At 72.1% G+C, this 18558-nt stretch carries 16 protein-coding genes; 4 read left to right on the forward strand and 12 right to left on the reverse strand.

The genetic code is table 11. The features are described from left to right. Positions 1 to 74 precede the first annotated feature (74 nt). The 9 genes from FVE25_RS00740 to FVE25_RS00780 form a co-directional block, all read right to left on the reverse strand. Positions 75 to 2570: a beta-glucosidase family protein gene (locus FVE25_RS00740; protein WP_246266483.1), complete on the reverse strand. Its 2496-nt coding sequence runs from the start codon at positions 2568 to 2570 to the stop codon at positions 75 to 77. A gap of 153 nt (positions 2571 to 2723) precedes the next feature. Beyond that, positions 2724 to 3653: a lipoyl synthase gene (lipA, locus tag FVE25_RS00745; RefSeq protein WP_157244398.1), complete on the reverse strand. Its 930-nt coding sequence runs from the start codon at positions 3651 to 3653 to the stop codon at positions 2724 to 2726. A gap of 48 nt (positions 3654 to 3701) precedes the next feature. Continuing rightward, a complete protein-coding gene (locus FVE25_RS00750) occupies positions 3702 to 4685 on the reverse strand; it encodes a M48 family metalloprotease (RefSeq protein WP_157244399.1) in 984 nt (327 codons plus the stop codon). A gap of 216 nt (positions 4686 to 4901) precedes the next feature. Continuing rightward, entirely contained in the window at positions 4902 to 5573 is a 672-nt protein-coding gene (gene lipB, locus FVE25_RS00755) for a lipoyl(octanoyl) transferase LipB (RefSeq protein WP_157244400.1), read from the reverse strand. A 38-nt stretch (positions 5574 to 5611) separates the two neighbouring features. Further along, positions 5612 to 6349 carry a Type 1 glutamine amidotransferase-like domain-containing protein gene (locus tag FVE25_RS00760; RefSeq protein ID WP_157244401.1) on the reverse strand — a complete coding sequence of 246 codons (738 nt, stop codon included), beginning with the start codon at positions 6347 to 6349 and terminating at the stop codon, positions 5612 to 5614. Between the two features lie 32 nt (positions 6350 to 6381). Further along, the gene (locus FVE25_RS00765; RefSeq protein ID WP_157244402.1) at positions 6382 to 7266 is read right to left on the reverse strand and encodes a TIGR01777 family oxidoreductase; all 885 of its coding nucleotides are present in this window, start codon (positions 7264 to 7266) and stop codon (positions 6382 to 6384) included. 623 nt (positions 7267 to 7889) lie between these two features. Continuing rightward, the gene (gene sucB, locus FVE25_RS00770; protein WP_157244403.1) at positions 7890 to 9431 is read right to left on the reverse strand and encodes a 2-oxoglutarate dehydrogenase, E2 component, dihydrolipoamide succinyltransferase; all 1542 of its coding nucleotides are present in this window, start codon (positions 9429 to 9431) and stop codon (positions 7890 to 7892) included. Positions 9432 to 9453: 22 nt separating this feature from the next. Continuing rightward, positions 9454 to 10818 carry a dihydrolipoyl dehydrogenase gene (lpdA, locus tag FVE25_RS00775; RefSeq protein WP_157244404.1) on the reverse strand — a complete coding sequence of 455 codons (1365 nt, stop codon included), beginning with the start codon at positions 10816 to 10818 and terminating at the stop codon, positions 9454 to 9456. 48 nt (positions 10819 to 10866) lie between these two features. Then, positions 10867 to 12318 (reverse strand): leucyl aminopeptidase, encoded by a 1452-nt coding sequence (locus tag FVE25_RS00780; protein WP_157244405.1) that lies wholly within the window; start codon positions 12316 to 12318, stop codon positions 10867 to 10869. 105 nt (positions 12319 to 12423) lie between these two features. On the opposite strand from FVE25_RS00780, the gene FVE25_RS00785 reads away from it, so the two are divergent. From FVE25_RS00785 to FVE25_RS00795, 3 genes are read left to right on the forward strand one after another with little or no spacing between them, the layout of a single operon-like run. Then, positions 12424 to 12771, forward strand: a complete 348-nt coding sequence (locus tag FVE25_RS00785; protein ID WP_181019410.1) for a GntR family transcriptional regulator — start codon at positions 12424 to 12426, stop codon at positions 12769 to 12771. After that, the gene (locus FVE25_RS00790; protein ID WP_157244406.1) at positions 12768 to 13730 is read left to right on the forward strand and encodes a DUF1648 domain-containing protein; all 963 of its coding nucleotides are present in this window, start codon (positions 12768 to 12770) and stop codon (positions 13728 to 13730) included. The genes FVE25_RS00785 and FVE25_RS00790 overlap by 4 nt, the downstream gene beginning before the upstream one ends. Next, positions 13730 to 14614 carry a CPBP family intramembrane glutamic endopeptidase gene (locus FVE25_RS00795; protein WP_157244407.1) on the forward strand — a complete coding sequence of 295 codons (885 nt, stop codon included), beginning with the start codon at positions 13730 to 13732 and terminating at the stop codon, positions 14612 to 14614. Before FVE25_RS00790 ends, FVE25_RS00795 begins: the two co-directional genes overlap by 1 nt. Here the strand turns inward: FVE25_RS00795 and FVE25_RS00800 are convergent. Beyond that, complete coding sequence (locus FVE25_RS00800) at positions 14607 to 15470, reverse strand: adenosylcobinamide-GDP ribazoletransferase (protein ID WP_157244408.1); 864 nt, start codon at positions 15468 to 15470, stop codon at positions 14607 to 14609. The two genes, FVE25_RS00795 and FVE25_RS00800, sit on opposite strands and share 8 nt — an antisense overlap. Before the next feature lie 4 nt (positions 15471 to 15474). Further along, positions 15475 to 16782 carry an aminoglycoside 3'-phosphotransferase gene (locus FVE25_RS00805; protein ID WP_219825248.1) on the reverse strand — a complete coding sequence of 436 codons (1308 nt, stop codon included), beginning with the start codon at positions 16780 to 16782 and terminating at the stop codon, positions 15475 to 15477. Positions 16783 to 16806: 24 nt separating this feature from the next. On the opposite strand from FVE25_RS00805, the gene FVE25_RS00810 reads away from it, so the two are divergent. Continuing rightward, positions 16807 to 17607, forward strand: coding sequence for an ABC transporter ATP-binding protein (locus FVE25_RS00810; protein WP_157244409.1), 801 nt, complete (start codon positions 16807 to 16809; stop codon positions 17605 to 17607). Here the strand turns inward: FVE25_RS00810 and FVE25_RS00815 are convergent. Further along, positions 17554 to 18483, reverse strand: coding sequence for a LysR family transcriptional regulator (locus FVE25_RS00815; protein WP_246266681.1), 930 nt, complete (start codon positions 18481 to 18483; stop codon positions 17554 to 17556). The two genes, FVE25_RS00810 and FVE25_RS00815, sit on opposite strands and share 54 nt — an antisense overlap. Positions 18484 to 18558 lie beyond the last annotated feature (75 nt).

Below are 18558 nucleotides of genomic sequence, written 5' to 3' on the forward strand. Positions count from 1 at the left end.
TCTTGAAGGATACAAACACCGGGGCGGAGAGATGAAAACGTGACCGCGGGGCGAGGCCCGCCCCGCGGTCACGGTCAACGGCCGACGATCGCGGAAAGGCGCCGGTCGGCGACGCTCGCCCCCACCTCGGCGGCGTATGCGCCCGCGACCGTGGCCCACCCGCCGTCCTCCCACACCTGGAAGGCGCGCTCGGGCAGCTCGATCACGCACCGCGCGCTCTCACCCGGCTCCGCCTCGGCCACGGCGAACCCGGCCAGCCACCGCTCCGGCCGCGACCCCGGCTCGGCGGGCGCCAGATACACCTGCACGACCTCGCGCCCGCGCCGCGTGCCCGTATTGGTCACCGACACCACGACGGCGTCGCCGGTCGCCTCCACCGCGTCGTACGACCAGGTCGTGTACCCGAGCCCGTGCCCGAACCAGAACGCCGGCGTCCGCCCGGCCTTCTGCCAGCCCCGGTAGCCGATGAACACCCCTTCGTCGTACGGCACCGCCCCGTCCGAAGGCGTGACGTCGACGACCGGGCTGTCGGCCAGCGCCGCCGGCCAGGTCGTGGGCAGGCGCCCGCCGGGCTCGGCGTCGCCGAAGAGCACGTCGGCCAGCGCCGACCCGGCCTCCTGCCCGGGGAACCAGGTGAGCAGGATCGCCGCCACCCGGTCGGCCCACGGCATCTCGACGGGAGAGCCGGCGTTGACCACGACGACCGTGCGCGGGTTGGCGGCGGCGACGGCGGCGATGAGCTCGTCCTGGCGGCCGGGCAGCTTGAGGTCCGTGCGGTCGAAGCCCTCGCTCTCCACCTCCAGCGTGGTCGAGGCCACCACCACGGCCACGTCGCACTCGGCGGCCAGGCGCGCGGCCTCGGCCAGCAGTTCGGCCTCGCCGTCGGTCGGGTTGCCGTGGCCGAGCGAGAACATGATCAGCGTCATGCCGTTGAAGCTGGCCACCTCGTGCTGGCGCAGGGTCAGCTCGACGGTCTGGCCCGCCTCCATCGCGTGGGTGAAGCGCCGTTCGGGGGCGTGCAGGATCGCGGCGGCCGGGTCGTCGCCCTCGAACACGACGGTGTCATCGAAGATCGTCTGACCGTCCAGGGTGAAGGTGAACCGGCCGACGCCCGTGATCGAGAAGTGGTGCTCGCCCGCGAGGTCCGCGGTGTAGGAGGTACGCAGCTCCACGGCCGCCAGCCGCTCCACGTCCACGCCCGCGGGCGGCAGCCCCACCCAGCGCGCCTCGGCGACCGGCACCTCTGCCTCGCCCAGCACCTGCCCGCCGGCGTCCAGGAACAACGCCGTCGCCGGGGCGTTGACGGGGGAGAAGCGCAGCCGGGGATCGGTGCCGAGCGCGTACCGCACCTCGACGCCCTCTCGCTCGCTGAGCCCCTGCAGCGGCGAGACGATCCGGTCGGGGAAGACCTGCGCGCTGCCGCCGCCCATGATCCGCGCCTCGTCGGCCGCCGACCCGATGAGCGCGAGACTCCGCACGCCCGCGAACGGCAGCACGGCGCCCTCGTTCTTCAGCAGCGTGAACGACCGCGCCGCCACCTCACGGGCGAGCGCGATCCCGTCGATCTCCGCGTGCTCCGTGGTACGGCGGGCCGCCGCACCGGTCCGGTCGGCCCCCGCGTCAGTACGGCGGGCCGCCGCGTCAGTACGGGCGGCCTGCGTGTGGTCGTCGGCCCGGCCGGACTCAGCCTGGTCGCCGGCGCCGCCACGGAGGGCGCCGGTGCGCTCGGCCAGGCGCAGGATGCGGCGGACCCGGTCGTCGACGACCGACTCCGGCACCCTCCCTTCACGCACGGCGGCCTCCAGCTTCTCGCCCCACGGCCCGTTGGGACCGGGCATGGCCACGTCCGTGCCGCCCAGGGCGGCGGGCTCGGTGGAGCGCACCGCCGTCCAGTCGGAGACGACGTAGCCGTCGAAGCCCCACTCGTCCTTCAGCACGCCGTTGACCAGGCCGGAGTGCTCGGTCATGGTCGTGCCGTTGACCGAGTTGTAGGCGGTCATGAGCCCCCACGCGCCGGCCCGCACGACCCGCTCGAACGGCGCCAGGTACATCTCCCGCAGCACCTTGTCGCTCACCTTGACGTTCACCGTGAAGCGGTCGGTCTCGAAGTCGTTGGCCACGAAGTGCTTGGGCGTGGTGCCGACGCCGCCGTCCTGGACGCCCTCGACGTAGCCGGCGCCGATCTCGCCGGTCAGGAACGGGTCCTCGGAGAAGCACTCGAAGTGCCGGCCGCCCAGCGGGGTGCGGTGCAGGTTGATCGTGGGGGCCAGCAGCACGTGGACGCCCTTGCGCCTGGCCTCCTGGGCGAGGAGCCGACCGACCTGCTTGACCAGCGCGACGTCCCAGGTGGCGGCGAGCGCGGTGGGGCTGGGCAGGGCGATCGACGGGTCCGCGGCGCTCCACTGCTCGCCGCGCACGCCGATCGGGCCGTCGCTCATCACCAGGCGGTCGAGGCCGATCTCGGGGATCGCGGGCAGGGCCCACATGTCGGCGCCGGTGAGCAGGCGGATCTTGGTGCTGAGGTCCAGCTTGTTGATCAGTTCGTCGAAGTCCACGCCGTCAGTGTTCACCAGGAAACCGAGCGATGACTAGGTTTGTTACTTTAGCGTGATATTTCGGGACAAAAAGGGACCGCACCCCGGGTCTGGGATGCGGTCCTTGTGGCGTCCGCCGTACCTGTCGTGTGGCGGTTCAGGTGCTGCCGTACGTGATCGTGTGGCGGTTCAGGCGCGCTGCCGCGCCTCGATCGCCTGCTTGTAGAGCTTGCCCGCACGATAGGACGAGCGCACCAGCGGCCCCGACAGGACCCCGGCGAAGCCGATCGCCTCGGCCTCGGCCTGCAGCTCCACGAACTCCTCGGGCTTCACCCAGCGCTCCACCGGGTGGTGGCGCGGCGTCGGCCGCAGGTACTGGGTGATGGTCAGCAGGTCGGTGCCGGCCCCGTGCAGGTCGCGCATCGCCTGGACGACCTCCTCGCGCTCCTCGCCCATGCCCAGGATCAGGTTGGACTTGGTCACCAGCCCCGCCTCACGGGCCATCGTGATGACCTGCAGCGAGCGCTCGTAGCGGAAGGCCGGGCGGATGCGCTTGAAGATGCGCGGCACGGTCTCGACGTTGTGCGCGAACACCTCGGGCCGGCTGGAGAAGACCTCCTCCAGCTGCTCGCGGTTGCCGTTGAAGTCGGGCACCAGCAGCTCGACGCCGCACCCGGGCAGCAGAGCGTGGATCTGGCGGGCGGTCTCGGCGTAGAGCCAGGCGCCGCCGTCGGGCAGGTCGTCACGGGCGACGCCGGTCACGGTGGCGTACTTCAGGCCCATCTGCTGGACGGACTCGGCCACGCGCCGCGGCTCGTCCCTGTCGTACTCCTTGGGCTTGCCCGTGTCGATCTGGCAGAAGTCGCACCGGCGGGTGCACTGGTCGCCGCCGATCAGGAAGGTCGCCTCGCGGTCTTCCCAGCACTCGTAGATATTGGGACAGCCCGCCTCTTCACAGACCGTGTGCAGGCCCTCCCGGCGCACCAGCGACTTGAGCTCGGTGTACTCGGGGCCCGTCTTCAGCTTGGTCTTGATCCACGGGGGCTTGCGCTCGATAGGGGTTTCGGCGTTGCGCACCTCCAGGCGGAGGAGCTTTCGGCCTTCAGGAGCAACGGTCACCCTGCAAGCTTACGTCCCCCCGAGAACATCCCATGACCGGACCTGTCCTCAGGAAATCAGCCCGAATCCCCGGATCGCCCGCGTGTAGTGAGCCAGCAACTCCGCGTCGATCGCCGCCGACTCCCGCGACCCCAGCGCATCGGTCCCCGGCGCCGAGGTCAGCACCCCGTCGTCGGCCAGCCGCGACCGGGTCAGCGCGTCCTCCCTGATCGACGGCACGCTCTCCCCGCGCAGCGCCGCCGCCTGGATCGGCGCGAGATACCGCCCGCTGGCCATCAGCTCCTCCAGCGCGCTCAGCTCCTCCGCCGAGGTCACCTTCGCCGCCAGTCCCCGCCGCAGTCCCTCAGTACGGCCGGCATCCGCGCGCACCAGCCTCACCAGCCCGAACTCCACCAGCAGCAACGGCCCGCCCAGCACCCGCCCGACGATCCGGCCCAGGAACCCGGCCGCCTCGTAGGAGGCGCCCGGGGTGTGCATGACGCCGAGCGACGCCCGGTCCATCTGGAGCCTGGCCTCCTCCCGCGCCTTGATCGGCTCGGACCCGGTCAGCCCCAGCCGCCACTCCGCCAGCGTGGCCAGCGCCTGCCCGACGATCAGCCCCTCGCCCGTGGCGCCCACCGCATACGCCCTGGCCAGCAGCGTGGCCCGCTGCCGCGGGGTCAGGGCCAGCCACAGGGGCAGCCCGATGACCAGGATCGGCGTCCTGCGCAGGCCCACCCGGCTGTAGGTGGCGTCCACGCCCAGGTCCATGACCGCCACGGTGACCGGTGCCCGGACCCCCACCGCCCCGGCCACCCGGGCCGCCGCGCCGTACAACTCCGGAGCCGCCTCGCGCCCCAGCACCTCGGCGTCGGCGGGCAGCCGCCCCAGCCGCGGCCGCAACACCACACCGATGCTCACCAGCAGCCCACCGGCCAGCCACACGACCAGCTCACCCGGGCTGACCGCGATGAGCACAACCCCGGCGACCAGGAACGCCAGCGTCAACAGGTGCACGCACAAGGACACCGCGAGGGCCAGAAGGCGTTTCACAGTGCCCGATGGTAGAAACCCCGCGTGCGGAATCAACCGCGATCGCATGCCGATTCCATCACCATCAGGAAGTGGCGGGACAGGTGGTGGGGAGCCTGTGGGGAGGGGTGGTCGGGAAGTAGCGGAACAGGTGGCGGGGAGCCTGGGAGGAGGGGCGGTCAGGAGCAGGCGGCACAGGAGGCGGGGAGGGGCCGGCGGCGCAGGGTTCGGGAGTGGTCAGCGGCGCAGGAGGTCTTCCTCGTGGAGGTCGTACGACTCCATGCCCAGCGCCTCGGCCAGCCGCTTCTCCATGATGGGCATGACCTCCTCCACCACGATGCGCCGCCCCGTCTCGGCGGACAGCGTGGAGACGCCCGCGCCCTGGATCCCGCAGGGGTCGATGCGGTTGAACCAGCGCGGGTCGTTGGCGCAGTTGAGGGCGAAGCCGTGCATCGCCACCCCGCGCAGGACCCGGATGCCGACCGCGCCCAGCATCCGGTCGGGCAGGCCGAGCGCCGCGTCACCGGCCGCCCAGACGCCGCCGCGCGCGGGCATCCGGCGCGCGGTGACGCCGAAGTCCGCGCAGACCAGGACCATGGCCTCCTCCAGCCGCCGGATGTAGGCGTTGACATCCGGGACCGCCACGATCGGATAGCCGACGAGCTGACCGGGCCCGTGCCACGTGATCCGGCCACCCCGGTCGACGTCGATGACCGGGGTGCCGTCGGCGGGCCGCTGGTGCGGGGCGGTGCGCTTGCCCGCGGTGTAGACGGGCGCGTGCTCCAGCATGAGGGCGGTGTCGCCCACCTCGCCGGACAGGCGCTTGCTGTGCACCCAGCGCTGGAGGTTCCAGGCCTGCTCGTAGGGGACATCGACACCGAGCCGCACGATGGCCAAGGTGTGGCGCATGCGTCCATTGTGCCGTTCCCTCACGGATGAAGGGTAATTCAGGCGGTGAGAAGCCTGGGCTCGATCCGCACTTCCTTCACGCTGCCGGCGCCGTCGTGCTCCAGCCGGTAGGCGTAGGCGCCGGGCGCGATGCTGACCGCCTGGATGAACTCGGTGCCCACGTAGTGCAGGCCGACGCCCTCGTCGGCGGCGTAACCGGGAGGCAGTTCGCCGCTGGCCACCGACGCCTGCAACAGCGGGCGGCGCTGCGGCTCGGCGTTGTAGTGCACGCCGCAGGAGTACGGCAGCAGCCCCATGCCCTCGGCCCACACGCGCAGATCGGGCCCGAAGGAGTCGGTGTTGCCGCCCACGTGCCAGCACAGCGCGCCCGCGCTCTGCCCGGACAACACCACCCCGGACCGCCAGGCGTCCTCCAGCATCTCGTCGTAGCCGTGCAGCCGCCACAACGCCATCAGCGCGGCCACGCTGCCGCCGCTGACGTAGATCATGTCCTGGTCGAGCATCCACGCCCGCGGATCGGCCACGTTGGGCATGGGGAAGACCGTCAAATGGCTCACCTCGACGTCCCAGCGGGCGAGGGCGCCATACATCTTCAGCAACCAGTCGGAGTCGTCGCCCGTGGCCGTGGCCATCAGGCCGAGTTTGGGGCGGTCCTGGCCGGTGAGGTCGAGTGCGTACCGCAGCAGCGGACTGGCTTCGAGGAAGCCGTGGCGCCGCGTCGGGCGGAATGATCCTCCACCGATGGCAAGGATGTGCGACTGGCCGGTTCTGGTCATGGCTGAGCTCTCTCCACGTGGTGTCGGACAGACTAGATTACGGCGGCCAATGCCTGATCGAGATGCGTATAGGCGAAGCCGTACCCGCTGTCCGTCAGCTTTTTCGGGGAAATGCGGTGGCTCGGCAGCAATGCCGCCCGCGCGAACTCGCCGAGTCCCAGCTCCAGCGCGAACCCGGGAACTCCGATCGGCATGGTGGGCCGTTTGAGCGCCCGTCCGAACTGCTTGGTGAACTCCGCGTTGGTAACCGGAGAAGGGCTTACGAGATTAACCGGTCCCGCTATTTCACGATTTTCCAGAATATGGAGGACAGAACCCACCCAATCGTCCACCGCGATCCACGACCAGTACTGCCGCCCCGACCCCAGCGGCGCCCCCAGCCCCATCCTGAAGATCGGGAACATCGGCTGAAGCGCCCCGCCCTTCCCGCTGAGCACCAGCCCCGTCCGAACCTGCACGGTCCGCACCGGCGCCTGCCTGGCCGCCCCCTCCCACGCCACGCACAGCTGAGGCAGGAACCCCGTCCCCGCCGGCGCGTCCTCGTCGATGACCCGATCCCCGGTGTCGCCGTAGAAGTCCACCCCGGACGCGGACACCAGCACCTCCGGCTTCCGCTCCGCCTGCTCGATCGCCCGCACCAGCGTGGCCGCGCTGTCCACCCGGCTCGCGACGAGTTCCTTCTTGTACGGCTGGCTCCACCGTTTCCCGGCGATCGGCGCCCCGGCCAGATGCACCACCGCCGACGCCCCGTCGAGCACCCCCGGATCCAGCACCCCGCCGGCCGGATCCCACTGCGCCTCGTCATCGGCCCGAGGCGGCCGCCTGACCAGCCGCACCACGTCGTCACCGCGTTCCCGCAGCGCCGCGATCAACGCCGGCCCCAGCAACCCCGATGCGCCCGTAACAATGATCGCCATGCCCCCACCCTACGCCGCCACCCCCGCGCCCCCGCTTTCCCCTCCACCACGAGAACCACCCAAACGCGGGCGGTTGGGGGAGCCGGGAAAGGGATGCCTGGGGTTGGGGCACATTGAGCGTTCCAAGTGCCGCCAAGCCCGGCCCCGCAAACCGGAAACCGAACACTCGGAACGCGGAAACCGGACATGCGCCATCGAGTTCCGATCAGTGGCAAGGCGGGAGTGGGAAGTCGGGGGACTAGGAAGTCAAGGGACCAGATGCCAGGGGACCCAGGAAGGGCGCGACTAGGAATGGGGCGACAGGAAGTGGTGACCAGGAAGAGGCGACCGCGAGGTGGGCCGGTCACCACCGCGAGGTGGGACCGCCAGGTGGGCAGGTCACGGTCCAGCCCCGATGGGGTCCGGCCGGAGGCCCTGGCGCGGGCTGAGGGGCGTCGTGGCGGTGGGGACCACGTCCGACGTGAGAAGCGCACGGATGATCGGCGCCCGCCCACGACGGCGGGCGGTGGGTGGGGCGGCCTGCCGTAAAGGACAGGCCGCTTACGGGCGGGCGGCCCCACGAAGACGCAGGCCCGAGCGGGACTGGGGGACCGGCCGGGAAAGCCGATCCCCTCAGCAGGCGGCTAGGCGAGGCCCAGCTGCGCCTCGAAGCGGCCTTCCTCCAGGCGACGCTTGATCGTCGTCAGGAAGCGGGCCGCGTCCGCGCCGTCGACCAGGCGGTGGTCGTACGTGAGCGCCAGGTACACCATCGAGCGCACCGCGATGACCTCGCCCTCAGGCGTGTCGACCACCACGGGACGCTTGACGACGGCGCCGGTGCCCAGCATGCCGACCTGCGGCTGGTTGAGGATCGGCGTGTCGAACAGGGCGCCGCGGCTGCCGGTGTTCGTGAGGGTGAAGGTGCCGCCGGTGATCTCGTCGGGCGTCACCTGGTTGTTGCGGGTGCGCTCGGCCAGGTCGGTGACCTTGCGGGCGAGCCCGGCCAGGTTGAGGTCGCCGGCGTTCTTGACGACGGCGGCCAGCAGGCCGCGCTCGGTGTCCACCGCGACGCCGAGGTTCTCGACGTCGAAGTAGGTCACCTCGTTGGTCTCGTTGTTGATCGTGGCGTTGAGCTTGGGGTGCTGCTTGAGCGCCTCGACCGCGGCCATCGCGAAGAACGGGGTGAAGGTGAGCTTCACGCCCTCGCGGCGCAGGAAGTCGTCCTTGGCCTTGGCCCGCAGGCGGGCGATCTTCGTGACGTCCACCTCGACGACCGAGGTGAGCTGGGCGGCCGTCTGCAGAGACTCGACCATACGCTTGGCGATCGTCTGACGCAGGCGCGTCATCTTCTCGGTACGGCCACGCAGCGTCGTGTCCACCTCGACCTGCTCGGGACCGGTCGAGACCGGGGCCTGGGCAGCCGGAGCGGCGGCCGGGGCCGCGGCGGGCGCGGCGGGCGCCTGGGCGGCGGGGGCGGCCGGAGCCGCCGGGGCGGCCGCGGCCGGGGCGGCGACCTCGCGCTGGGCCTTGGCGGCCTCGAGGACGTCCTGCTTGCGGATGCGTCCGCCGACACCGGTGCCGGTGATCGTCTCCAGGTCCACCCCGTGCTCGTTGGCGAGCTTGCGCACCAGCGGCGTCACGTAGGGGCTCTCACCCGAGGACGGCAGCGGAGCCGGGGCGACGGCCGGCGTGGTGGCGATCGGCGAGGCGGGCTGCGCCGGGGCGGCCGGGGCCTGCGCGGCCGGGGCGGGCGCCGGAGCCGGAGGAGCCGCCGGGGCGGCCGGTGCCGGAGCCGGGGCGGGCGCCTGAGCGGCGGGCGCAGGCGCGGCCGGGGCCTGGGCGGCGGGGGCCTCGGCCGGGGCGGGCTGCGGGATCGAGGAGGCGGGCGCGGGCTCCGCAGCGGGTGCCGGAGCCTCCTGAGCCGGTGCCGCCGGGGCGCCGGCCTGGCCGTTCTCGTCGATGATCGCCAGCTCGGCGCCGACCTCGACGGTCTCGTCCTCAGCCACAACGATCTTGGTGATGACACCCGCGGACGGCGACGGGATCTCGGTGTCGACCTTGTCGGTGGACACCTCGAGGAGCGGCTCGTCGGCCTCGACGCGCTCGCCCTCCTTCTTCAGCCAACGGGTTACCGTGCCCTCGGTGACGCTCTCGCCGAGCTGGGGCATCTGTACGGAGACCGGCATGGGTATGTCTTCCCTCGAGTTCTTAGTTGTGGACGTGCAGGGGCTTGCCGGCCAGTGCCAGCATCGCCTCGCCCATGGCTTCTGACTGGGTGGGATGCGCGTGGATGAGCTGGGCGACCTCTGCTGGCAGCGCCTCCCAGTTGTAGATGAGCTGGCCCTCGGTGACGAGTTCGCCGATGCGCCGGCCGACCATGTGGACGCCGACGACCGGGCCGTCCTTCTGGGCCAGCACCTTGACCGCCCCGGCGGTGCCGAGGATCTGGCTCTTGGGGTTGCCGGCCAGGTCGTAGACCTGCTCGACGATCTCGATGCCCTGCTCGGCCGCCTGCTTCGAGGTGATGCCCACGGAGGCCACCTCGGGGTCGGAGTAGGTGATCCGGGGCACGCCCGCGTAGTCGATGGCCGGCGGGTTGAGCCCGGCGATGTGCTCGGCGACCAGGATGCCCTCGGCGAAGCCGGCGTGGGCCAGCTGCGGGGTGTCGATCAGGTCGCCGATGGCGTAGACGCCGGGGACGGTGGTCTGGCAGTGCCTGTCGACCACGACCGTGCCGCGCTCGATCTGGATGCCCTGCTCCTCGAAGCCCATGCCCGCCGAGACGGCGCCGCGGCCGACGGCCACGAGCAGCTGCTCGGCGTCAAAGGTCTTGCCGTTGGCGAGGGTGACGATCACACCGGTGTCGGTGATCTTGGCGTTGTCGAAGAAGACGCCGAGCTCGTACTTGATGCCGCGCCGGCGGAAGGCCCGCTCCAGCAGCTTGGAGCTGGACTCCTCCTCGGCCGGCAGCAGGTGCGGCAGCGCCTCGACGATGGTCACCTCGGCGCCGAAGGAACGATACACACTGGCGAGCTCGACGCCGATGACGCCGCCGCCCAGCACGATGATCGAGGCGGGCACGCGCTCCATCGTCAGCGTGTGCTCGCTGGTGATGACGCGCTCGCCGTCGATCTGCAGGCCGGGCAGCGACTTGGGCGCCGAGCCGGTGGCCAGCACGATGCTGCGGCCTTCGATGACCTCGGAGCCCACCTGGATCCGGTTGGGGCCGGTCAGGCGGCCCTCGCCCTCGACGATCGTCACGCCCGCCGACTTGAGCAGGCCCTGCACGCCCTTCCAGGCACGCGTGACGATCTTGTCCTTGAAGGCGTGGACGCCGGGCACGTCGATGCCCTCGAAGCGCGCCTTGACGCCGAAGGACTCGCTCTCGCGCGTCTCGTCGGCGACCTCCGCGGAGTGCAGGAGCGCCTTGGTGGGGATGCATCCCCGGTGCAGGCAGGTGCCGCCGATCTTGTCCTTTTCGATCAGGGCGACGGACTTGCCCAACTCGGCCGCCCGGAGCGCGCAGGCGTAACCGCCGCTGCCGCCACCTAGAACGACGATGTCGTAGGCCACAGGAAGGCTCCTTGTCGGGTTCGTGATGCCGTCATCTTTTCATTTGTTTCAGGCGCTCGCGTGCCGCTCGGCGAGAGCGATGAGGGTCCGGGTGGTGGCGCCGGTGCCGCCCTTCGGGGTGTAGCCGTGGGGCTCGCCCTTGTTGAAGGCGGGTCCGGCCATGTCGATGTGGGCCCACTTGACGCCGTCGGGCACGAACTCCCTGAGGAAGATGCCGGCGGCGAGCATGCTGCCCCAGCGCTCCGGCTGGAGGTTGGCGATGTCCGCGATGGGCGAGTCGAGGCCCTTGCGCAGTTCCTCCGGCAGCGGCATGCCCCAGGCGCCCTCGCCGACGGACCCGGCCGCCTCGACGACCAGCTCGCGCACGTCGTCGTCGTTGGCCATGACGCCGGCCGTGCGCCAGCCGAGCGCGACGATCTGGGCGCCGGTCAGCGTGGCGACGTCGACGATGAGGTCGGGGTCGTCCTCGGTGGCGCGGGCGATGCCGTCCATGAGGACGAGACGGCCCTCGGCGTCGGTGTCGAGCACCTCGACGGTCTTGCCGCTGTAGCTGTGGATGACGTCGGAGGGACGCTGGGCGGTGCCGCTGGGCATGTTCTCGGCCAGGCAGAGGTAGCCGACGGCGTTGACCTTGAGGCCGAGCTTGGCGATGCCGAGCAGGGCGCCGAGAACCGCGCCCGCGCCGCCCATGTCGGATTTCATCCAGTCCATGGAGGCGGACGGCTTGAGGTTGAGGCCGCCGGTGTCGAAGGTGATGCCCTTGCCGACGAAGGCCAGCGTCTTGGTGGCGTCGGCGTGGCCGTAGGAGAGCCTGACCAGGCGCGGCGGGTTGACCGAGCCCTGGCCGACGGCGACGAGGCCGCCGTATCCGCCCTCCTTGAGCTGCTTCTCGTCGAGCACCTCGACGGTCAGGCCGGCCTTGCCGCCCTCCTCCTCGGCGATCTCGGCGAAGCGCGCGGGGAAGAGGTCGGAGGGCGGGGTGTTGACCAGGTCGCGGACCAGGGTGACCGACTCGGCGAGGATGCCGGCGCGCTCGGCGGCGCCCTCGGCCTCGGGGGCCAGCACGGTCAGCTCGGCGACCGGGTTCTTGTGCTCGCCGCCGGTGCGGTAGCGGGCGAAGGCGTAGGCGCCGAGCAGCGCGCCCAGGGCGACCGCCTCGGCGTCGCCGCCCAGGGCGAGCGCGGCGCGGTTGGTCCCGGCCAGGGAGCGTACGGCGGCGCCGGCGGCCCGTCGCGCCGCCTCGGCGTCGGGGGAGTCGCCGAGCCCGACGGCGACCAGCAGCGGCGCGGTGATGGCGCCGAACGCGGGGACCTTGGCCAGTTCACCGGCCTTGCCGGTGAAGCCCACGGCGGTCAGGGAGGCGGCCAGCTTGCCGCCGAAAGCGGCGTCGAGGCCGTCGGCCACGGGGCGCGGCCCCTCAGCGCCGGGATGGAAACCGACGATCAGGGCGTCGGTGTCGAACGAGATCGGATCTGCTGAGTTCAGCCGCACAGTGGTCACGTAAACCGATGCTATCCGCGCTTTCTGCGTACTCACAAACAGGGGTTCATCCTACCAATTGCCGAGTAGCACCATCGAATGAATGGTGCTACTGTCATTAGCATCATGTTGCTCACGTTGGACTTGAACGACGCCCGCCCCCTGCACGAGCAGGTGGCCGGCGCGATCAGGCGTGCCATCGCCGACGGCTCCATCGGTCCCGGCGACCGGCTGCCGCCCGCCCGCGACCTGGCCGACGCGCTCGGCATCAACGCCAACACCGTGCTGCGAGCCCTGCGCGAACTGCGCGACGAGGGGCTGCTGGAGTTCAGGAGGGGGCGCGGGGTCAGCGTGGCGGGCCGCGCGGACGGCCGGGCACTGCTCGTGCAACGCGCCCACGACCTGCTCGAAGAGGCACGACGGTACGGCTACCGCCGTGAGGACGTCATCGCGATATTGGAGGAACTGCCATGAGAACCCGGCTGGTCGGGAGCATCTGGGGCCTGATCGTCACCGCGATCCTGATCGCCGTGCCCCTCTCCTTCCGCGACCGCCTGCCCGACCCCATCGCCACCCACTGGTCCGATCGCCCCGACGGGGCCACGTCGCTCGTTCCCTTCGTGCTCACGACCACGCTGATCTGGGTGGCCGTCTGGGTGGTCCTGCTGGGCATCGCCATCCACGGCAAGATGCTGGAACGTTCCCTCAGCCGCGCCTACTGGTGGGGCGCGCTGGTGTGGTCGTCGCTCTTCGTCATCGGCATGGCCGTGACGACGGTCTACGCCAACCTCGGCCGCGCCGGTTGGACGCAGGCCGAGCTGCCCGGCTGGATCGTCACCGCCGTGCTCATCGGCTCCATCGGCGCCGGTCTCGCCGCGGGCTTCCTCGGCAAGGGCGGCCCCGACCAGCCGCCGCCCGCCGGAGAGACGCCGCCCAGGCTGCGCCTGCGCGAGGGCCAGCGCTCGGTGTGGGTGAGCCGGGTCAGCAACCCGTGGCTGGCCGCCATGGACGTGTTCAGCGGCGTGGTCGCCGTCACGGTCGCCGCGCTCGGCCTGATCGGCGCGCTGCCCGCCCCGGTCTGGGGCATCGTCCTGGCCGCCGCCGTCCTCATCTTCGTCGCCGGCCTGCTCACCAGCGCCGCCACCGTGCGCGTCACCGGCGACGGCGTGGCCATCGGATTCGGCCTGCTCGGCTGGCCGGTGCGGCGGATCCGGCTGTCGAAGATCGAGAAGGCGTGGTCGGAGAACCGCTACCCGAGCCAGGTCGGCGGCTGGGGCCTGCGCGGGGTCCCCGGGATGGCCGCGATCATGCTGCGCGGCGGCGAGTGCCTCGTGCTGCGCTACCGCTCCGGCGGCCAGCTCCTCATCAGCGTCGACGACGCCCGTCGCGGCGCCTCCCTCCTCAACGCCCTCATCGAAGAAAGGGCGGCGTGATGGTTCTCTTCCTTCTGGTGGCCCTCGTCCTGAGCTGGGCGTTCGCTCTGCCGCTGTGGTTCGGCGGCGGCATGGCCTCGCCCCTGTTCCCCCTTGTCGCCATGGCCATGATGTTCACGCCCACTCTGGCCACGCTGGCGGTCTGGGCCCGCGAACGCACCCCGTTCCGCGTGTGGGCGCGGGAGAACGGCCTCACCCTCGGCCCCGACCGCCGCCGCACACTCGTGATCCTCGCCCTCACCTGGATCGGCACGCCCGTGGTCGTCGTGCTGTGCCTCGCCCTCAGCGCCGCCGTCGGCCTGGTCTCCCTCGACCTGGACGGACTGAGCCTGTGGCGCCGGCACCTGGAGGCCGCCGGGGCGCCGGCCACCGGCGACGTGGGCGCCATGCTGGCCGGCCAGTTCGTCTTCGCCGTCGTGCTCGCGCCGGTCCTCAACGCCATCCCCGCCCTGGGCGAGGAGTTCGGCTGGCGAGGCTGGCTGGTGCCCCGTCTGGTGGCCGCCCGCGGTGTGGTGGGCGGCCTGCTCCTGTCGGGCGTGATCTGGGGCGTGTGGCACTTCCCCCTGACGATGCTCGGCTACAACTACCCGGCGCTCGGCTTCTGGTCGGGCCCGTACTTCGTGATCGTCACCGTCCTGATGGCCGTGATACTCGGCTGGTTGCGGCTGCGCACCGGCAGCGTCTGGCCCGCCGTCCTGGCCCACGCCTCCCTGAACGCCGTCGCCGGTCTGAGCTTCCTGCTGGGCGACGCCGCCGCCCCGCCCAACCCTGCCCTGGTCGGCGTCATGGGCGTGGCCGGCTGGGTGGTGCTGGCCGCGCTGGGCGCCGCGCTGCTGAAGCTCTTCCCGGTACGGCCGGCCGAACCGGTCGCCGGGGTCAGGTGAGCAGGGCGCAGGTGACCAGGGCGGCCGTGGTGGCCGTCTCGGTCAGGGCGCCCAGGACGTCGCCCGTGACCCCGCCGAGCCGCCTGCGGGCGTGCCACAGGAGCGCCAGGGCCGCCCCGAGCCCGGCGAGCACGGCCAGCGGCAGCACCAGCCACGCGGGAGCCACCGGAGTGAGGGCCGCCGGGGTGAGGGCCGCCGAAGTGGGAGCCGCCGAGGTGAGAGCCGCTGGAGTGAGGGCCGCTGGAGTGGGAGCCGCTGGAGTGAGGGCCGCCGGGGTGAGGGCCGCGCCGGCGGCCGTGGCCAGGGTCAGGGTGGCGGCGGTCGCGGCCCAGCGGGCGGCCGGCCGTACCGTGCCCGCGACCATGACGCCCAGGCCCGTCGGGCGGGCCGCGGGGACGCCCGCCCGGCAGGCCCAGGTGAGGGCCAGCCGCCCCGACACGCAGGCGGTCACCAGGACCGCGACCGCCCAGGCCCGGTCCGCGTGGAGGCCGGCCAGGGCGGCGGCCTGGACGAGCAGGGTGAAGACCAGGGTCATCACCCCGAAGGGCCCGATGTCGGACTTTTTCATGATGTCCAGCGCCTGAGGGCCCGGCTTGCCGCTGCCCAGGCCGTCGGCGAGGTCGGCCAGGCCGTCCAGGTGAAGGCCGCGCGTGAGGAGCGCGAGCAGCCCCAGGGAGAGCGCGGCCGCCAGCAGCCCGGGGCCGGGCAGCAGCAGGGGGAGACCCGCCACCACGCCCAAGGCCAGCCCCACCGCCGGCGCCAGCGTCATCGCCCGCCCGGCCACCTCGCGGTCCACCCGGGAGACCCGCACCGGGAAGACCGACAGGGTGCCGACCGCGAACCTCAGCCCGTCCATGCGCTCAGAACAGCTCGTCGATCAGCCGGTAGTACGCCAGCTTGGCCGGGTCGGGCGCGGCCGGGCCGTACGCGGACAGGAAGGCGGCCACGGCCTCGTCCCCGAAGTCGCCCTCCAGGTCACGCAGGGCGATCGCCAGGTCGCGGTGCCGGTCGGCCACGCCCAGCCGGGCCAGGTCGATGAGGACGCCGTTGGTCATCAGGTTCGACGGGGTGAAGTCGCCGTGCGCGACGACCAGGTCCTCGCCGGCCGGGCGTTCGGCGTGGAGGCGGGCCAGCACCTGCTCGGACGTGCGGCCGAGGTTGTCGTCGTCGAAGTCCTCCGGGTCCACCCGGCCTTCGAGGACGTTGCGCGCCGCCAGATCCAGCAGGACGTCCAGGCGGCCGTCGAAGGGGCACTCCGCCACGGGTACGGCGTGCAGCTTCCTGAGGGCCTCGCCCATGGCCGTACCCACCTGCACGGGGTCGCCCGACTCCTCGTGCTCGGCCCACGTCTCCACCCCGGTGTCCGCGGTCACCAGCACGTCTCCGGCGAACGCCACCACCTCGGGCACCTGGCTCCACGCCCGCAGCCAGGTCAGCCGGTCGTGCTCGGCGACGGCCTCGGGCCCGCGGCGCACGAAATAGGGGCCGGAGCGGGCGAGCGAGCCGCTGGCCCCGTCGTGGTCGTGGCTCCACTCGGGGGTGTCGCCCAGCACGGCCACGACGGCCGGGGGCAGCGGAAGCACGAGGTCGTCAAGGGAGTCCAGCATCGCCCGAGCGGCTCCACCCAGCCCGGAGGCGTCCCAAGCAAAGGAGGTGTCCGAAGCAAAGGAGGTGTCCGAAGCAAAGGAAACGCCCGGAGTCGGGATGTCCGGCCGCGGGTCGCCCGCCTCGGACGCCGCGGCCTCGGCCAGCACGTTCCCGGCCTCCCCGGCCCGCCCCTGCTCGGCCAGCGTCGCGCCCAGGAGCAGCAGGAGCCGGCCGGTCAGCTCGGGCGCCTCCTCCCTGGCCAGGGGCAGCGTCATCCGGCAGATGAGCTCCGCGGCCGGCAGGTCGCCGCGGTGGCGGTAAACGTCGGCCAGCCCGATCCGGGCGGCGACCACCTCGGCCGGGGTCCCGGCCAGCCTCAGCGCGGCACGGAGGCGCTCGGCGGCGGCTTCGTGGGAGCCGAGCAGCATCAGCCCGAGCCCCAAAGCCCGCAACTCGGACTGTTCACGAACGTCGCCGCCCTGCGCCCGCTCGACGAGTCCGGCAAGTTTGGGAGGGTCCGTAACCACCATCCGATGGCGGGCGTCATAGGTGATCAGTTTAAGGACCTGGTTACTCAGCATGATTTAGGACGTTATCGTGGCCGGATGCACGTGCTGGAACTCGAAGGCGTCGGTGTCCGTGTCGTCGGCAAGACCCTGCTGTCGGGAGTCGACTGGCGGGTGGACTTCGGCGAGCACTGGGTCGTGCTCGGCCCCAACGGCGCCGGGAAGACGACGTTGCTGTCGCTGGTCTCGGCCGTGCGGCACCCGAGCGAGGGCACGGTGCAGGTGCTCGGCCACCGCCTGGGCCGCGTGGATCTGCGTGAGCTGCGCCGCCACATCGGCCTGGTGGCCGCCAGCCAGCGCCTGGTGGACGAGGGCCTGATGGAGGAGGAGAACGCCAGCGCGCTCACCGTGGTCCTCACCGGGCACACCGGGACGAGCGTCCCGCTGTGGGACAGGATCGGGGACGCCGAGCGTGACCGGGCCCTGCGGCTGCTGGCCGACCTCGGCTGCAAGGACCTGGCCGACCGCGACTTCCGCGTCTGCTCCCAGGGAGAGCGGGCCCGCGTGCGCATCGCCAGGGCGCTGATGGCCGACCCGGCGGTCCTGCTGCTGGACGAGCCGGCCGCGGGTCTCGACCTGCCCGCCCGCGAGGACCTCATCGAGGCGGTCGAGGACCTGGCCCGCACCCGCCCGGTCCTGACCACGGTCTCGGTCACCCATCACCTGGAGGAGGTGCCGGCCACCACCACGCACGCGATGCTCATGAAGGACGCCCGCGTGCTGGCCGCCGGCGCCGTCGAGGACGTGCTCACCCCGGCCAACCTCTCCGAGTGCTTCGGCCGCCCGCTAGACGTCGACCGTCTCGAGGGCCGCTGGTACGCCCGCGCCGTCCGTCCCTGACCGCAGGAGTTCCACGAGCCTGTCCACGTACGGCTGGGCCGTACCGCGATGGCGGCGGGAGGTGGCGACCCCGATGAACCGGGTCGGGCTGGGCGCCTCCAGGGCGGCGTCGGTGAGGCCGGGCGCCCGGGTCAGCGCGATCCGGGGGATGAGCGCCACCCCGAGACCGGACGAGACCAGGGACTGGGCGAAGAAGTAGTCGGTGGCGCTGCACGAGATCCGCGGCTCGAACCCGGCCAGCGCCGCGTAGTGGCGCATCAGGTCCACGGTCTTCAGGCAGCCCAGCACCCACCGCTCGTCGCTCAGTTCGCCCAGGCCGACCTGTTCGCGCCCGGCCAGCGGGTGCTCGCGGGGGAGGACCACGCGCAGGGGGTCGGTCACCAGCGGCGTCCAGTCGAGGCCCGAGCGGTCGCCGGGGCGGGCCGGCGGCAGGCCGTCGAAGTGGTAGCCGAGCGCCAGGTCGGCCCGGCCCTCGCGGACCAGCGGCAGTGAGTCCTCCGGCTCGCGTTCCAGGATGGTCAGTTCGACCTCGGGGTGCTCGCGGACGAACCCGGCCAGCGCCGCCGGCAGCACCGCGCGCCCGCCGGAGGTGAAGGCGGCCACGGTCAGCTGGGTGCGCGGGGCCGAGAGCCGGTCGATGCGCTCCTGGGCATCGCTCAGCTCGGCGGCGATGGCGTCGGCCGCCTCCACGAGCATGCGGCCGGGCTCGGTGAGCGTGACCCCGCGGGTGCTGCGCTCGACCACGGTGATGCCGAGTCCGCGTTCCAGCGCGGCGATCTGCTGGGAGACGGCCGACGGCGTGAAGCGCAGCGCGGTGGCGGCGCGGTTGAAGCTGCCGTGCCGGGCCACCTCGCGCAGGATGCGCAGCCGTTGCACATCGATCAACAGTTCTCCTTATGACGGGTTCAGCAAGTCACCACTACCACTGGCGACTATACGGCGGCAGGCTGA

The organism is Nonomuraea typhae, assembly GCF_009760925.1.
Classification (GTDB): Bacteria; Actinomycetota; Actinomycetes; order Streptosporangiales; family Streptosporangiaceae; genus Nonomuraea; species Nonomuraea typhae.

Coding starts and splice junctions, on each gene's coding strand:
- FVE25_RS00810 (WP_157244409.1), top strand. CDS start 16,807: ATGCACGTGCTGGAACTCGAAGGCGTCGGTGTCCGTGTCGTCGGCAAG.
- FVE25_RS00765 (WP_157244402.1), bottom strand. CDS start 7,266: ATGGCGATCATTGTTACGGGCGCATCGGGGTTGCTGGGGCCGGCGTTG.
- FVE25_RS00800 (WP_157244408.1), bottom strand. CDS start 15,470: ATGGACGGGCTGAGGTTCGCGGTCGGCACCCTGTCGGTCTTCCCGGTG.
- FVE25_RS00795 (WP_157244407.1), top strand. CDS start 13,730: ATGGTTCTCTTCCTTCTGGTGGCCCTCGTCCTGAGCTGGGCGTTCGCT.
- FVE25_RS00760 (WP_157244401.1), bottom strand. CDS start 6,349: ATGACCAGAACCGGCCAGTCGCACATCCTTGCCATCGGTGGAGGATCA.
- FVE25_RS00805 (WP_219825248.1), bottom strand. CDS start 16,782: ATGCTGAGTAACCAGGTCCTTAAACTGATCACCTATGACGCCCGCCAT.
- sucB (WP_157244403.1), bottom strand. CDS start 9,431: ATGCCGGTCTCCGTACAGATGCCCCAGCTCGGCGAGAGCGTCACCGAG.
- lipB (WP_157244400.1), bottom strand. CDS start 5,573: ATGCGCCACACCTTGGCCATCGTGCGGCTCGGTGTCGATGTCCCCTAC.
- FVE25_RS00785 (WP_181019410.1), top strand. CDS start 12,424: ATGTTGCTCACGTTGGACTTGAACGACGCCCGCCCCCTGCACGAGCAG.
- FVE25_RS00790 (WP_157244406.1), top strand. CDS start 12,768: ATGAGAACCCGGCTGGTCGGGAGCATCTGGGGCCTGATCGTCACCGCG.